The 13853-nt window shown below is 59.2% G+C and carries 13 protein-coding genes; 12 read left to right on the forward strand and 1 reads right to left on the reverse strand.

Annotated features, from left to right (window positions below):
* Positions 1–46: 46 nt before the first annotated feature.
* Positions 47–970 carry a LysR substrate-binding domain-containing protein gene (locus ACNA0I_RS12815; RefSeq protein WP_415806385.1) on the reverse strand — a complete coding sequence of 308 codons (924 nt, stop codon included), beginning with the start codon at positions 968–970 and terminating at the stop codon, positions 47–49.
* Between the two features lie 96 nt (positions 971–1066).
* On the opposite strand from ACNA0I_RS12815, the gene ACNA0I_RS12820 reads away from it, so the two are divergent.
* From ACNA0I_RS12820 to ACNA0I_RS12875, 12 genes are all read left to right on the forward strand, one after another.
* Complete coding sequence (locus ACNA0I_RS12820; RefSeq protein ID WP_415806386.1) at positions 1067–2287, forward strand: CaiB/BaiF CoA transferase family protein; 1221 nt, start codon at positions 1067–1069, stop codon at positions 2285–2287.
* A complete protein-coding gene (locus ACNA0I_RS12825) occupies positions 2284–3051 on the forward strand; it encodes an enoyl-CoA hydratase/isomerase family protein (protein WP_415806387.1) in 768 nt (255 codons plus the stop codon). Before ACNA0I_RS12820 ends, ACNA0I_RS12825 begins: the two co-directional genes overlap by 4 nt.
* 59 nt (positions 3052–3110) lie before the next feature.
* A complete protein-coding gene (locus ACNA0I_RS12830; protein WP_415806388.1) occupies positions 3111–4088 on the forward strand; it encodes a Bug family tripartite tricarboxylate transporter substrate binding protein in 978 nt (325 codons plus the stop codon).
* A 13-nt stretch (positions 4089–4101) separates the two neighbouring features.
* A complete protein-coding gene (locus ACNA0I_RS12835) occupies positions 4102–5928 on the forward strand; it encodes an acyl-CoA dehydrogenase (protein WP_415806389.1) in 1827 nt (608 codons plus the stop codon).
* Between the two features lie 125 nt (positions 5929–6053).
* A complete protein-coding gene (locus ACNA0I_RS12840; RefSeq protein ID WP_415806390.1) occupies positions 6054–6695 on the forward strand; it encodes a peroxiredoxin in 642 nt (213 codons plus the stop codon).
* A 216-nt stretch (positions 6696–6911) separates the two neighbouring features.
* A complete protein-coding gene (locus ACNA0I_RS12845; protein ID WP_415806391.1) occupies positions 6912–7937 on the forward strand; it encodes a sulfate ABC transporter substrate-binding protein in 1026 nt (341 codons plus the stop codon).
* Between the two features lie 21 nt (positions 7938–7958).
* Positions 7959–8843 carry a sulfate ABC transporter permease subunit CysT gene (gene cysT, locus ACNA0I_RS12850; protein WP_415806392.1) on the forward strand — a complete coding sequence of 295 codons (885 nt, stop codon included), beginning with the start codon at positions 7959–7961 and terminating at the stop codon, positions 8841–8843.
* Positions 8840–9748: a sulfate ABC transporter permease subunit CysW gene (cysW, locus tag ACNA0I_RS12855; RefSeq protein WP_415806393.1), complete on the forward strand. Its 909-nt coding sequence runs from the start codon at positions 8840–8842 to the stop codon at positions 9746–9748. The genes cysT and cysW overlap by 4 nt, the downstream gene beginning before the upstream one ends.
* A gap of 13 nt (positions 9749–9761) precedes the next feature.
* Positions 9762–10823: a sulfate/molybdate ABC transporter ATP-binding protein gene (locus ACNA0I_RS12860; protein WP_415806394.1), complete on the forward strand. Its 1062-nt coding sequence runs from the start codon at positions 9762–9764 to the stop codon at positions 10821–10823.
* A 2-nt stretch (positions 10824–10825) separates the two neighbouring features.
* Complete coding sequence (locus tag ACNA0I_RS12865) at positions 10826–11578, forward strand: phosphoadenylyl-sulfate reductase (protein ID WP_415806395.1); 753 nt, start codon at positions 10826–10828, stop codon at positions 11576–11578.
* 10 nt (positions 11579–11588) lie between these two features.
* Positions 11589–12497 carry a sulfate adenylyltransferase subunit CysD gene (gene cysD, locus ACNA0I_RS12870; protein ID WP_415806396.1) on the forward strand — a complete coding sequence of 303 codons (909 nt, stop codon included), beginning with the start codon at positions 11589–11591 and terminating at the stop codon, positions 12495–12497.
* A gap of 20 nt (positions 12498–12517) precedes the next feature.
* Positions 12518–13819 carry a sulfate adenylyltransferase subunit 1 gene (locus tag ACNA0I_RS12875; RefSeq protein WP_415806397.1) on the forward strand — a complete coding sequence of 434 codons (1302 nt, stop codon included), beginning with the start codon at positions 12518–12520 and terminating at the stop codon, positions 13817–13819.
* The last annotated feature ends 34 nt before the right edge of the window (positions 13820–13853 follow it).

Consider the following 13853-nt stretch of genomic DNA (forward strand, 5'->3'; position numbering starts at 1 on the left):
TGGGGGCTTCTTCTTCGCCGGGCCGCCCCAAGATAAAAAAGCCCCGTCAATACAAGGCCTCGCAGCCGCGCCATACCCGAGCGGAAATCAATCGCTTGATTTCGTCTTTGCATAGCTCAATGACGCGCTCTACGGCCGGCGTGGGGGGCATGCTGTCACTTGCGCACAGCACGAGTTCTCTAGGTTGTCCCATATCCAGAGCATGTGCGCTGATGATGCCGAGCGCAATATCGGAGTGCGCGGCAGAGTAGGGCAGGATGGTGGCTGCGATGCCCTCGCGAACTGCCGGGATAAGGATGGCAGAGGTACTGGCTTCTGCAAACAGATTGCAGGTGAGCCGCGCCGTCAGAAAGGCATGATCGACGCGCGCCCTGAGCGTATTCGGCAGGCTCGGCAGGATCAAAGGCATGTGATGGAAGTCGGCAATGGCCAGCCGGCGCGGCGGCAATTCCTGTGCGGCATGGGTGAGCAGGAACAAGTCTTCCAATAACAACGGCGTGTGCTGCAAGCCCTGCATAGGCTGTTGATCCGGCGATAGTGAAAAATCGACACGGCCTTGCAGTACGAGTTTGGTCAGGTCCGCACTCGGGAGGTCCACGATCTCTAGTACCACCGACGGCAATTCGGCTTTGACCCTCTGCATCAGGGGCAGCGATAACATCCGTGCCGTGCTGGAGGCCAGGCCAATCGAGACCGTTCCCGTAATCTGATCGGCAGCGCGAGCCAGCAGGCTGCGCGTGGCGTCGACCTGCCGCAATATGGTCTGTGCGTGCCGATATAGCAGCAGGCCTTCTGCCGTAGGCTGTACGCCGCGTACTCCTCTGGTCAGCAGGGACACGCCAACCGCCTCCTCCAGCAGGGCCATCTGCTGGCTTAGTGCAGGCTGCGCGACGTGCAGGCTTTCAGCCGCACGAGTCATGTTGCGCATCTCGACTACCCGCACGAAATACTTCAGTTGCCGCAGATTCATTGAAATAAGTTTATCTTATGGATTGATCGTTAAATCGTATTTTTTCACCTGACTGCTCCTGCCTAGAATGAGCTCCATACAACAAGGAGACATGTCATGAGCCTGCCGTTGGCTGGAGTGAAAGTGCTGGATTTGACGCGAGCCCTGTCGGGGCCCTTCAGCACGATGATACTCGGGGACTTGGGTGCCGAGGTCATCAAGGTTGAGCCAGCGCCCGATGGGGATATGGTACGGCAATGGGGGCCATTTGACGGCGATATAAGCGTTTATTATCTCAGTGCCAACCGCAGTAAAAAAGGGATAGGAATCGATTTCCGGCATCCTGAAGGTCTGGCGCTGGTACGCAAGCTGGCTCTGCAGTGCGACATCGTGGTCGAGAATTTCAAAGTCGGAACGATGCAGCGCATGGGGCTGGGCTATGACGAGTTGGCGGCAGAAAATCCCGCGTTGATCATGGCGTCGATTTCCGGGTTCGGCAGTCGCGGCCCAGCCAAAGATTGGGCAGGATTCGATCAGATTGCTCAGGGCTATTCGGGCTTCATGAGCTTGACCGGCACCGCGGAATCGGGCCCCACGCGGGTGGGGACTGCCATTGGGGATTTGACCGCTGGCCTATGGCTGGTAATCGGCATTCTGTCCGCAGTCGTGCAGCGCAGCCGCACCGGCCGCGGTCAACATGTGGAAACCTCGCTGCTGGCCGGGCTGATGGCGCTGCTGAGTGTGCAAGGTCAACGTTATCTGAGCGTGGGGGAGGTGCCGCAGCCTTGCGGGAACGTTCATCCCGTCATTGCTCCCTATGGCACCTTTGAAACGGCAGACGGGCCGCTCAATTTAGCCCCGGCAACGCAAGCGATGTGGGTCAAGCTGTGCAACATTCTGGAGATGGAGCACCTGGTCTCTGATCCTCGTTTTCTTTCCAACGCGGATCGCATGCAGCACAGGCATGAATTAAAGCAGGAACTGGAAACCGCCTTGACGCGTAGGACCCGCATGGAGTGGACACCGCTCATGATCGAAAACGGTATTCCGGCGGGTCCGATCAATACGTTGGAAGATGTCTTTGCCGATCCTCAGGTGCAGGCGTGTGGCCTGGTCAAGGCTTTGCAGCATCCATTGTTGGGTGAATTGCGGCAGGTAGGTTTGCCATTGGATCTCAGCGCTGGGTCTTCTGACGAGGCTGCCTTGCAAGCTCCGCCAGTGTTTGGCCAGCACACGCGTGATGTTTTCGAGGCGTTCGGTTTGGCGGCCGAAGAGATCGACCGCTTGCTCGAGCAAAAAGTGGCGTACCAGGCAAACCCGATGATGGTGAGTGTATGAGCACGCCCATCGATGCGCCTCAATTGACGGTGCAGGGAGCCGTGGCGACGATACGGTTTTCCAAACCTGCGTTTGCCAACCGGCTGAGTCCGCAAGATCTGGCTGTGTTGCGTCAGCACCTCGATACCGTGAACAGCGATGAGCATGTCCTGGTGCTGCGTTTTGTGGCCGAGGGCAAGTATTTCTGCAGCGGCTACGACATTTCCTCGCTGGGTGCTGACAGCGCGCCCAGCTCCCTGTATTTCGGGGAAACGATTGATCTGATCGAAGCCGCGCGACCGGTAACGATTGCGGTTGTACAGGGCGGTGTCTATGGCGGGGGGACCGATCTTTGCCTCGCCTGCGATTTCCGGCTGGGTACGCGCGAGGCCAATATGTTCATGCCTGCGGCAAAGCTGGGGCTGCATTTTTATGCGGGAGGCATGGTGCGTTACGTCACCCGCCTCGGGCTGAATCATGCCAAGCGCTTGTTTCTGACGGCCGAGAAAATTACGGCCGAAGAAATGCTGCACATGGGCATGCTGACAGAGATGGTGCCTGCCGATCAGTTGGACAGTCGGCTGCAAGCACTGACAGAGCAACTGACCGGGATGGCGCCGTTGGCGCTGTTGGGAATAAAGCGGCATTTGAACCTGATTGCGCGCGGAAATGTGGCGGTGTCCGAAATTGAAGCTGCCGTGTTGCGCTCAGAGCGGTCTCGTGACATCGCCGAAGGCGCCCTGGCCTGGAAAGAAAAACGCAAGGCTCGATTTACCGGCCAATGAGGCCGGTCAAGACCAAAGCAGCCCTTTTAGACAGGCTGAAATAAAAAGGAGACAACGACATGAACATGCATCGTATTTTGCGTGCAGCAGGGTGTGCGCTGGCGTTAATGAGCGGATCGCTGGCGACGGTGGCCCTGGCTGCCTCGAACTATCCCACGAAGCCGATTACGCTCGTCATCGGCTTTCCTCCAGGAGGGGGCGCCGATCACGTGGGGCGGGTCTATGCCAATAATCTGGCCAAGGTGTTGGGGCAACCTGTGGTCGTAGAAAACCGGCCTGGCGCGGGCTCGACGATCGGAGCGAGCTTCGTGGCACGCGCCGCGGCAGACGGCTATACCCTGTATCTGGGTAACGCCAGCGTCATGGGCAGCGACAGCGCGCTATACAAGGTGGATTACACCGCCGACAATTTCGTTCCCGTTGCGCAGCTCACGACCGGCCCCATGGTATTGATTGTGAATGCGGCGCTGGGCATCAATAGCGTGAAAGATCTGCTGGATCGTGCGCGTGAGCAACCCGGCAAGCTGAACGTGGCCTCATCGGGCAACGGCGTCATCACCCATTTGGCCGCCGTGGAGTTCATGGGGTTGACTGGGGCAAAATTCATGCACATCCCGTTCAAAGGCGGCGCAGCAGCTACGCAATCGGTGGCGGCAGGGGATACGGACCTTTCTTTTGCTACGGCCCCGTCCGCCAAAGCCGCGATTGAAACAGGTAAGGCTCGGGCGCTGGCAGTCACCTCGGCACAACCCTCCAAGCTGCTGCCTTATCCGACGATTGCGCAGACGGTGCCCGGTTATGACGTCTCCAATTGGTGGGGCATTTTTGCCCCGCGGGGCACGCCGCCAGCCGTCGTGCAGACATTGTTTGAGGCCACGAACAAGGTTCTGGAGCAGCCGGAGGTGCGCCAGACGATGGAGGCAGGTTACGAAGAGGCGACTCCTTCCGAGTCTGCCCCCGCTTTTGCCGCCTTCGCTCACAAGGAGGGTGCGAAAGGTTTAAGATTAGCCAAGGAGAGCACCACCACCGCCAATTGATTCTGGAGACACAATGCCTTACGTCACTCCACTGCGGGATTTCCGCTTCGCGCTCAAGGACCTGGCTGGTCTGGACGAGATTCTGCGGTTGCCGGGTTTTGAGGAGGTCACACCGGATCTGGTGGACGCGATCCTGGACGAAAACGCCCGTTTTGCCGAGCAGGCTATTGCGCCATTGAACGTCGCGGGCGACACGCAGGCGCCGCAGTGGAACGACGGGCAGGTGACGACGACGCCGGGGTTCAAGCAGGGATTCGCCGATTATGCAGCCAGCGGCTGGCAGGGCCTGCAGCATCCCGCGCAGTGGGGCGGCCAGGGGCTGCCTAAATTGGTGGCGGCGGCGCCTTGCGAGAATTTGCAGGCAGCCAACTTGGCGTTTTCATTGTGTCCCATGTTGACGGATGGCGTGATCGAGGCCTTGTTGACAGTGGGGTCCGAAGCGCAACGCCAGGCCTACGTGCCGAATTTGATCGCGGGCAAATGGACAGGCACGATGAACCTGACGGAGCCGCAGGCTGGGTCAGACCTGGCCCAGGTGGCCACCCGTGCGGTGCCTCAGACTGACGGCAGCTACCGCCTGACGGGTCAGAAAATTTTCATTACCTATGGCGATCACGATCTGGCAGAGAACATCATTCACTTGGTGCTGGCTCGCATGCCGGACGCTCCTGCCGGGGTCAAGGGCATTTCGCTGTTTATCGTGCCGAAGTTTCTGGTCAACCAGGACGGCAGTCTGGGGCCTCGCAATGATGTATGGTGCGCCTCGCTGGAACACAAGCTAGGCATCCATGGCAGTCCCACGGCCGTCCTGCTGTACGGGTCGGGCAAGGGTGAGGCGGGCGAAGGGGCGGTGGGCTACTTGGTGGGCGAACCCAACCGCGGCCTCGAATACATGTTCATCATGATGAACGCTGCGCGTTTCGGCGTGGGTCAGCAGGGCATCGGCGTGTCCGAACGAGCCTATCAGCATGCGCTGGCCTATGCGCGTGAGCGGGTGCAAGGGCGGGCGATCGAAGGCTCTGCGGGGCCGGTGGCCATCGTCCATCACCCGGACGTGCAACGCATGCTGCTGACCATGCGTGGCCTGACAGAGGCGGCCAGAGCCGTGTCCTTTGTGGCAGCCGCTGCACATGACAAGGGGATGCATCATCCCGACGCTGGCGTGCGCGCCCGCAACCGCGCTTTTTACGAGTACCTGGTCCCGATTGTGAAGGGATTCTCAACCGAGTCCGCCGTCGAGGTGGCGTCGCTGGGGGTCCAGGTGCATGGGGGGATGGGTTTCATCGAGGAAACCGGCGCAGCCCAGTATTATCGCGACGCCCGTATTCTGCCGATCTACGAGGGCACCACGGCGATTCAGGCCAACGACCTGGTCAGCCGCAAGACCCTGCGCGACGGCGGCGCGACGGCCTATGCGTGCATCGCCGCGATGAAAGACACCTTGCAGACCCTGCACACTGCCGCCGCGCGTGCCGAGCCCGACGATAGGGCCGGGCTGAATTTGCTGCGCGACAATCTGGATCTGGCGATCCAGGGATATGACGCTGCAGTCACTTTCATCCTGGAGCAGGCACAATCCAATGTGCGGGCGATCTACGCGGCGAGCGTGCCCTATTTGATGCTGGCCGGTATTGTGCATGGCGGTTGGCAGATGGCGCGTGCGGCGCTGGTGTGTCAGCGGCAACTGGCCGAGGGGACGACGGATCCGTTTTATCGCAGCAAGCTTTCTACCGCGCTGTTCTACGGCGCGCAGATCTTGCCGCGTGCGTTGGCGCTGTCGGCGTCGGTCCGTGCGGGAGTCGTGGCCAATCGCTGCGGTGCACAGTCCGATATTGCATAAAGTTATTAAACATATGCAACAAACGTATTTCCAGTGATACGTGTTTGATGTAAGAATCTTCGGGTATGACTCTCGCAGTCGCTGATCATACTGGTCAGCGACGCTAACTGCCACGGAGACCTTCCATGACCCAACTTCGTCTGGGCGACACCGCCCCGGATTTCGAGCAAAACACGTCCACCGGCCCGATCCGTTTTCATGAGTATTTGGGGGATAGCTGGGGCGTACTGTTTTCGCACCCGGCTGATTTCACGCCGGTCTGCACGACCGAACTCGGTTACACGGCCAAGCTGGCCGATGAGTTCGCCAAGCGCAACGTGAAGGTGCTGGCCTTGTCCGTTGACGGCGTGGACTCGCACAATGAGTGGATCAACGATATCAACGAGACGCAATCCACGACGGTGAATTTCCCCATCATCGCGGACGACGATCGCAAAGTCGCCGAGCTGTATGACATGATTCACCCCAATGCCAGCGCCACGGCAACCGTGCGTTCGGTGTTCATCATTGATCCGGCCAAGAAGATCCGTTTGACCATTACCTATCCGGCCAGCACCGGACGTAATTTCAACGAAATTCTGCGCGTGATCGATTCGCTGCAGTTGACCGATAGCCATAGCGTGGCGACGCCAGTCAATTGGCAAGACGGCGATGACGTCATCATCGTGCCTTCCCTGAAGGACGAGGCCGTGATCAAAGAGAAATTCCCGAAAGGCTACAAAGCGGTGCGCCCGTACCTGCGTATTACGCCTCAACCGAATAAGTAAATAACCGGGATGCAGATCGGCGCGAGGTGCGCCGGTCTGCATCAGGTGCCGCTTGCGCGCGCTCGCCGTCAGGCAGCGCNCGCTTTTTTTGTTGTCGTCGTCAGGGAAGCACAATCTTTATTTCGAATAGCGATGAGCAACCAAAAAATGATTCTTTCCGTTTAGTTCGGCGACGCTGCACACTTGCATCCACTGTCTACGGATTCGGGTGCAAACATGCTGTACAAGAAAAAATTCTGGGCTGCATTGGCGGCGGTGGCTGCGGCCTTCGTCGTGGGGTTGCCGGTCCATGCGCAAGAGAAGCAAACCTTATTGAACGTGTCCTACGATCCCACGCGTGAGCTGTACCGTGCCGTGGACGAAGCATTCGCCAAGCAATATCAAGAAAAAGCCGGTGTGGCCCTGACCATTCGCCAATCGCACGGCGGCTCGGGCAAACAAGCGCGCTCGGTCATCGACGGTCTGGACGCTGATGTGGTGACATTGGCGCTGGCGTACGACATTGACGCCATTGCCGACAAGGGCCTGTTGCCCAAAGACTGGCAAACCCGCTTGCCTTTGAACAGCTCGCCTTATACCTCGACTATCGTTTTCCTGGTCCGCAAGGGCAACCCGAAGCAAATCCATGATTGGAATGATCTGGTCAAGGACGGCATTGAAGTCATCACACCGAATCCGAAGACCTCGGGTGGCGCACGCTGGAACTACCTCGCGGCCTGGGCCTATGCACTGGAGAAAAACGGTGGCGACGAAAGCAAGGCCAAGGCTTTCATTAGCGACTTGTTCAAGCATGTGCCGGTGCTGGATACCGGTGCCCGCGGAGCGACGACGACCTTTGTCGAACGCGGTGTCGGCGACGTGTTGCTGGCCTGGGAAAATGAAGCGTTCCTGGCGCAAGAGGAATTGGGCCCGGACAAGTTCGATATCGTCGTGCCTTCGTTGTCCATTCTGGCTGAACCCCCCGTCGCCATCGTGGACAAGAACGTCGATCGCAAGGGCACGCGTGCCGCTGCTCAGGCCTATCTGGAGTTCCTGTACACACCAGAGGCGCAGGAAATCATTGCTCGTAATTTCTATCGTCCGACCGACAAGAGCGTGGCCGAGAAGTACGGCAAGCAGTTCCCCAAAGTGAAGCTGGTGACAATTGACGATGCCATCTTCGGCGGTTGGAAAAAGGCGCAGGCCACGCATTTCAGCGATGGTGGGGTCTTTGACCAGATTTATCTGCCTAACGGCAAATAGGCCAGAGGGCGGGATGCAATCATGACTTCAGCCATGACCACGGCTGCGGGGGCGAAAGCCCCCGTTGGCCGGCAACGGAAACGACCCGGCGTCTTGCCGGGTTTTGGGCTTTCCATGGGTTTTACGGTGGTGTACCTGAGCTTGTTGGTACTGCTGCCTCTGGTGGTCTTGCCGCTCAAGAGCGCAAGCCTGGGATGGGAGGGTTTTTGGCGCGTGGTCACTACGCCGCAGGCGTTGTATTCGTATCAACTGACATTCGGTGCTGCGCTCATCGCAGCGTTGGTGAATCTGGTGTTCGGTATGGTGGTGGCGTGGGTCTTGGTGCGCTATCAGTTTCCCGGCAAAAAAATCTTGGACGCAATGGTGGATCTGCCGTTTGCGTTGCCCACGGCTGTAGCGGGGATTGCGCTGACGGCGCTCTATACCAAAACAGGTTGGCTGGGCGCACCGCTGGACAACTGGTTCGGCCTGAAAGTGGCGTTCTCTCCGATCGGCATTGTGGTGGCACTGGTGTTCATCGGCATTCCTTTTGTCGTGCGCACCGTGCAGCCTGTCCTGGAGGATATTGAACGCGAGATCGAAGAAGCAGCCGCCAGCCTGGGCGCCAATCGATGGGAAACGGTGCGGCGTGTGTTGCTGCCGACCATTGTGCCGGCGCTGCTGACCGGTTTTGCCTTGGCATTCGCGCGGGCAGTCGGCGAATACGGTTCCGTCGTGTTCATTGCGGGTAATCGGCCGATGGTGACCGAGATCACTCCCTTGCTGATCATGTCGAAGCTCGAACAATTCGACTATGTAGGCGCCGCTGCGATTGCCACGGTGATGCTCGCTATCTCATTTGTGTTGCTGCTCTTTATTAATTTGCTGCAAGGTTGGCAAGCCCGTCGTGGCAGGAGGTTTGCATGAGTTCTGCCGTGACGGATCGTCCCAATCATCTGACCGAACCGCGTTGGGTGCGCGGCCTGCTGCTCGGCGTCGCGCTGGCATTTTTGACGCTGTTCCTGCTGTTGCCCCTGATCACCGTGTTCGTCGAAGCCTTCAAGAAAGGCTGGGCGCTTTATCTCGCGGCGATCACCGAGCCCGATGCCTGGAGCGCAATCCAGTTGACGCTGTGGGTGGCGGCCATATCGCTGGTGGTGAATCTGGTCTTTGGTGTGGCTGCGGCCTGGGCGATCGCCAAGTTCGAGTTCCGCGGCAAACAATTGCTGATCACCTTGATCGACCTGCCGTTCTCCGTGTCGCCGGTCGTGGCAGGGCTGGTGTTCGTCGTGTTGTTTGGTTCGCAAAGCTGGATATGGCCCTTTCTGGAAGATCACAACTTGAAGATCGTCTACGCCGTGCCTGGCGTGGTGTTGGCGACCTTGTTTGTGACCTTTCCTTTTATTGCTCGCGAGCTGATTCCGCTGATGCAGGCGCAGGGCAGCGAAGAGGAACAGGCTGCATTGACGCTGGGCGCCAGCGGCTGGCAGATATTCTGGCGTGTGACGTTGCCCAATATCAAATGGGGCTTGCTCTACGGTGCGATCCTGTGTAACGCCCGTGCGATGGGAGAGTTCGGAGCGGTGTCCGTGGTGTCGGGCCATATACGCGGGCTGACCAATACGCTGACGCTGCATGTCGAGATTCTGTACGGTGAATATCAGTTTGCGGCCTCGTTTGCCGTGGCGTCGCTATTGGCTTTGTTGGCCCTGGTGACGCTGGTGATCAAAAACGTGGTCGAGTGGCGCAGCGCACGGCCCGATACCGTCGATCAACCGATGGAGGCCCGCGTGGCCGCACCGGTTGCGACGCCTCAGCCGACAACGGCATGATGGAGTTCCTGGCATGAGTATTGAAGTCAAAAATCTTTCGCGTCGCTTTGGTGATTTCCGTGCCCTGGACGATGTGTCTCTGCATATCGAAACCGGTGAGTTGGTTGCGTTGCTCGGTCCGTCCGGTTGCGGGAAAACGACCCTGCTGCGCATTATCGCGGGCTTGGAAACCGCCGATACAGGCAGCGTCCTGTTTGCTGGCGAGGACGCCACGGATGTGGACGTGCGCCACCGTCAGGTCGGTTTTGTGTTCCAGCATTACGCGCTCTTCAAACACATGACCGTGTTTGAGAACGTGGCTTTCGGTCTGCGGGTCAAGCGTCGCGCGCAGCGTCCCAATGAAACGCAGATCCGTCAGAAGGTGCACGAGTTGTTGAACCTCGTGCAGTTGGATTGGCTGGCCGATCGTTATCCGGCGCAGCTATCTGGCGGCCAGCGCCAGCGTATTGCGCTGGCTCGCGCTTTGGCGGTGGAGCCGCGGGTGCTGTTGCTGGACGAGCCGTTCGGCGCCTTGGATGCCAAGGTGCGCAAGGAGCTGCGCCGCTGGTTGCGCCGGCTGCACGACGAACTGCATGTGGCAAGCGTGTTCGTCACGCACGACCAGGAAGAGGCCCTGGAAGTCGCCGACCGCGTGGTCTTGATGAATGCCGGCCGTATCGAGCAGGTGGGTACACCGCGCGAGGTCTGGGAGCACCCGGCGACGCCGTTCGTCTACGGGTTCTTGGGCGACGTCAACCAGTTGGCCGGTCATGCGACCAATGGCGTCTGGCATGCGCATGGCGTCGAGCTGCCTGCGCCCGATCTGGCCAAGGCCCATCAGCAGCAGGCAATTGCCTATGTGCGTCCACACGAGATCGATCTGGCGCGTGACAACGGTTTGGGGCAGGGGATTCCCGTGCGCCTGAACCACGTGTATTTAGCCGGGCCGAGCGCCTATCTGGAACTGGAACGTCAGGACATCCAGGCCACGATCGAAGCGCAGGTGCCGGAGCAACTCTATCGTGAACTTGAACTGAAGGAAGGCGAAAGCTTGCTGGCGCGACCGCGCCGTGCTCGGGTTTTTGCCGCGGCATAACTATGACAGTCATTGATTCCGCATTAGATCCGGCCGTGGCAGTGCGTTGGCACACACTGCAAGAGCGTCTGGCCGAAATCGCCCAGCAGTATCCTGACGCCGCGCTGGCATCGTCGCTCGCTGCCGAGGACATGTTGTTGACACACGCTATCTACGACGGCGGCTTTCCGTTAGAGGTTTTTACCTTGGACACTGGCCGTCTGCATGCTGAAACGCTAGGCATGATCGACGCCGTGCGCGAGCGTTACGGCCGTGAGTTGACGATCTATCGCCCCGATACTGAGGCAGTGGATCAGTATGTGAAAACGCATGGGACCTACGCTTTCTATGAAAGCGTGGACTTGCGCAAGTCCTGTTGCCAGATCCGCAAAGTCGAGCCGTTAAAGCGCGCGCTGGCGGGCCGTGGCGCCTGGATCACAGGGCAACGCCGTGCCCAGGCCGCCACGCGCGGCGAGCTGCCGGAGGCCGAGCACGACCCTGTGTTCGGTCTCTACAAATACAACCCCCTGGCCGCCTGGAGCGAAGAAGACGTGTGGCATGTCATTCGCGCTCTGGACATTCCCTACAACCCATTGCATGACCAAGGCTATCCCTCGATCGGCTGTGAACCTTGCACGCGCGCCATCCGTCCGGGCGAGGATGTGCGGGCGGGACGGTGGTGGTGGGAATCCTCCGACTCCAAAGAGTGCGGCCTTCATGCGGGCAACCGGGTGATCTCGGTCGTCGCGGCACCAGAAAAACCGACTTCTGTATAAAAGGAAAATCATGTCTGTCGTTCTCAATCGCAGTCATCTCGATTGGCTGGAATCCGAAGCGATTTACATCCTGCGCGAAGTGGCGGCCGAATGCGCCAAACCCGTGTTGCTGTTCTCCGGGGGCAAGGATTCAGTCGTGCTGTTGCGACTCGCGGAAAAAGCCTTCCGTCCGGGCCGTTTCCCGTTTCCGCTGATGCATATCGACACGGGGCATAATTTTGATGAAGTGATTGCATTTCGCGATCAACGCGCCGCCGAGTTGGGCGAGACCCTGATTGTGCGCAGCGTCGAGGATTCCATCCGTCGCGGCAGTGTGGTGCTGCGGCGCGAGACTGATTCACGCAACGCGGCGCAGGCGGTGACGCTGCTGGAGTCGATCGAAGAATTCGGGTTTGATGCGTGCATTGGCGGCGCACGTCGTGACGAAGAAAAAGCGCGCGCGAAAGAGCGCATTTTTTCGTTCCGCGACGAGTTCGGTCAGTGGGATCCGAAAGCCCAGCGTCCCGAGTTGTGGAATCTATTTAACACCCGCGTGCACAAGGGCGAAAACATGCGGGTGTTTCCGATTTCCAATTGGACCGAATTGGATGTGTGGCAGTACATCCAGCGCGAGCAGTTGGCGTTGCCGTCGATCTACTACAGCCATCAACGCGACGTTGTGCGCCGCAAGGGGCTGCTCGTACCGGTAACACCGTTGACGCCGCCGCAAGACGGCGAGCGGGTGGAAAACCTGGCTGTGCGATTCCGCACGGTCGGCGACATCTCTTGCACGTGCCCCGTGGCATCGGATGCGACGGATCCGCTGGCCATCATCGCCGAGACTGCCGTGACCGATATTACCGAGCGCGGCGCGACGCGCATGGATGACCAGACTTCCGAGGCCTCGATGGAGCGCCGCAAGAAAGAAGGCTATTTCTGAACTGATTACCGGACTTCGACATGAATGCTGTGAATGACTCTTTTCTGCCGGATACCGACAATGGTGTTCTGCGTCTGATTACGGCCGGCTCGGTTGATGACGGTAAATCGACCTTGATCGGGCGTTTGCTGTATGACAGCAAGGGCGTGTTTGCCGATCAACTGGATGCGATCTCCCGCGCCAAATACAAACGCGTGGTGGGTGACGGGATTGATTTCTCATTGCTGACCGATGGCCTGGAGGCCGAGCGTGAGCAGGGGATTACCATCGATGTCGCCTACCGCTATTTCTCGACCCCGCTACGCAAGTTCATCGTGGCCGATGCGCCGGGGCACGAGCAGTACACGCGTAATATGGTGACTGGCGCCTCGACCGCCGATGCCGCGATTATCCTGATCGATGCGACGCGGGCTGCCGATGGCCAACTGCTGACGCAAACCAAACGCCATAGCACCATCGCTCACTTGCTCGGCATTCGCCATATCGTGGTGGCGGTCAACAAGATGGATCTGGTTGACTGGGATCAAGCCGTATTCGAACGCATCCGTGATGCGTATGCAGAGCTCGCGCGCCGTTTGAATATCGCGCACCATCACGTGCTGCCGTTGTCGGCGCTCGAAGGCGACAACGTTGTCAACCGTTCGGACAAAACGCCGTGGTATGACGGCCCACCGCTGCTGAGCCTGCTGGAACAATTAGGCGGCACCGATAGCGAAGCCGCCGTACGCCCGCTGCGATTCCCCGTGCAATGGGTGTCGCGTCACGGAGGTGACAGCGCGGAGGATTTCCGTGGTTATGCGGGCCGGATTGCGAGCGGCGAATTACGTCCCGGTGATGACGTCGTGATTCAGCCCTCCGGTGTTGCCGCACGCGTGAAAGAGGTTCTGGCATTCGATCGCGCTGTAGACCTCGCGGTTGCTGGTGATTCCATCACTATCGTGTTGGACCGCGATGTGGATGTGTCGCGTGGCGATGTGTTGTCGCATGCTGCCGCTCCCGCGCGCGTGGGACGTGAGTTCGAGGCAGAGCTGTGCTGGTTGGATACGCAAGCCTTGAATCCGGCTCGCAAGTACTTGCTCAAGCATGGCACGCGTCTGACGTCGGCGAAGATCCGCAGCGTGTTGACGCATCGTGATATTCACGAGTTGCAGGAGGTCGAAAACCACAGCGGCACCTTGAATATGAATGAGATTGGCCGCGTATCGTTCGCGACACGTGAAGCCTTGGCGGTTGACAGTTATATCGATGCGCCGGCAACGGGAGCGTTCATTTTGATCGACGAGGCCACGCATCAAACCGCGGCTGCAGGCATGCTGCGTTAGGCGCTCGCGCGTGTCCGAGTGCGTCAGAATTCAG

The organism is Bordetella muralis (assembly GCF_965139205.1).
GTDB classification, from domain to species: domain Bacteria; phylum Pseudomonadota; class Gammaproteobacteria; order Burkholderiales; family Burkholderiaceae_B; genus Bordetella_A; species Bordetella_A muralis.

Excerpts from the sequence above, each read along its gene's own strand:
- cysD (WP_415806396.1), top strand. The coding sequence starts at position 11,589 with ATGTCTGTCGTTCTCAATCGCAGTCATCTCGATTGGCTGGAATCCGAA.
- cysT (WP_415806392.1), top strand. The coding sequence starts at position 7,959 with ATGACTTCAGCCATGACCACGGCTGCGGGGGCGAAAGCCCCCGTTGGC.
- ACNA0I_RS12875 (WP_415806397.1), top strand. The coding sequence starts at position 12,518 with ATGAATGCTGTGAATGACTCTTTTCTGCCGGATACCGACAATGGTGTT.
- ACNA0I_RS12820 (WP_415806386.1), top strand. The coding sequence starts at position 1,067 with ATGAGCCTGCCGTTGGCTGGAGTGAAAGTGCTGGATTTGACGCGAGCC.
- ACNA0I_RS12835 (WP_415806389.1), top strand. The coding sequence starts at position 4,102 with ATGCCTTACGTCACTCCACTGCGGGATTTCCGCTTCGCGCTCAAGGAC.
- ACNA0I_RS12840 (WP_415806390.1), top strand. The coding sequence starts at position 6,054 with ATGACCCAACTTCGTCTGGGCGACACCGCCCCGGATTTCGAGCAAAAC.
- ACNA0I_RS12865 (WP_415806395.1), top strand. The coding sequence starts at position 10,826 with ATGACAGTCATTGATTCCGCATTAGATCCGGCCGTGGCAGTGCGTTGG.
- ACNA0I_RS12860 (WP_415806394.1), top strand. The coding sequence starts at position 9,762 with ATGAGTATTGAAGTCAAAAATCTTTCGCGTCGCTTTGGTGATTTCCGT.
- ACNA0I_RS12845 (WP_415806391.1), top strand. The coding sequence starts at position 6,912 with ATGCTGTACAAGAAAAAATTCTGGGCTGCATTGGCGGCGGTGGCTGCG.
- ACNA0I_RS12825 (WP_415806387.1), top strand. The coding sequence starts at position 2,284 with ATGAGCACGCCCATCGATGCGCCTCAATTGACGGTGCAGGGAGCCGTG.
- ACNA0I_RS12815 (WP_415806385.1), bottom strand. The coding sequence starts at position 970 with ATGAATCTGCGGCAACTGAAGTATTTCGTGCGGGTAGTCGAGATGCGC.
- ACNA0I_RS12830 (WP_415806388.1), top strand. The coding sequence starts at position 3,111 with ATGAACATGCATCGTATTTTGCGTGCAGCAGGGTGTGCGCTGGCGTTA.
- cysW (WP_415806393.1), top strand. The coding sequence starts at position 8,840 with ATGAGTTCTGCCGTGACGGATCGTCCCAATCATCTGACCGAACCGCGT.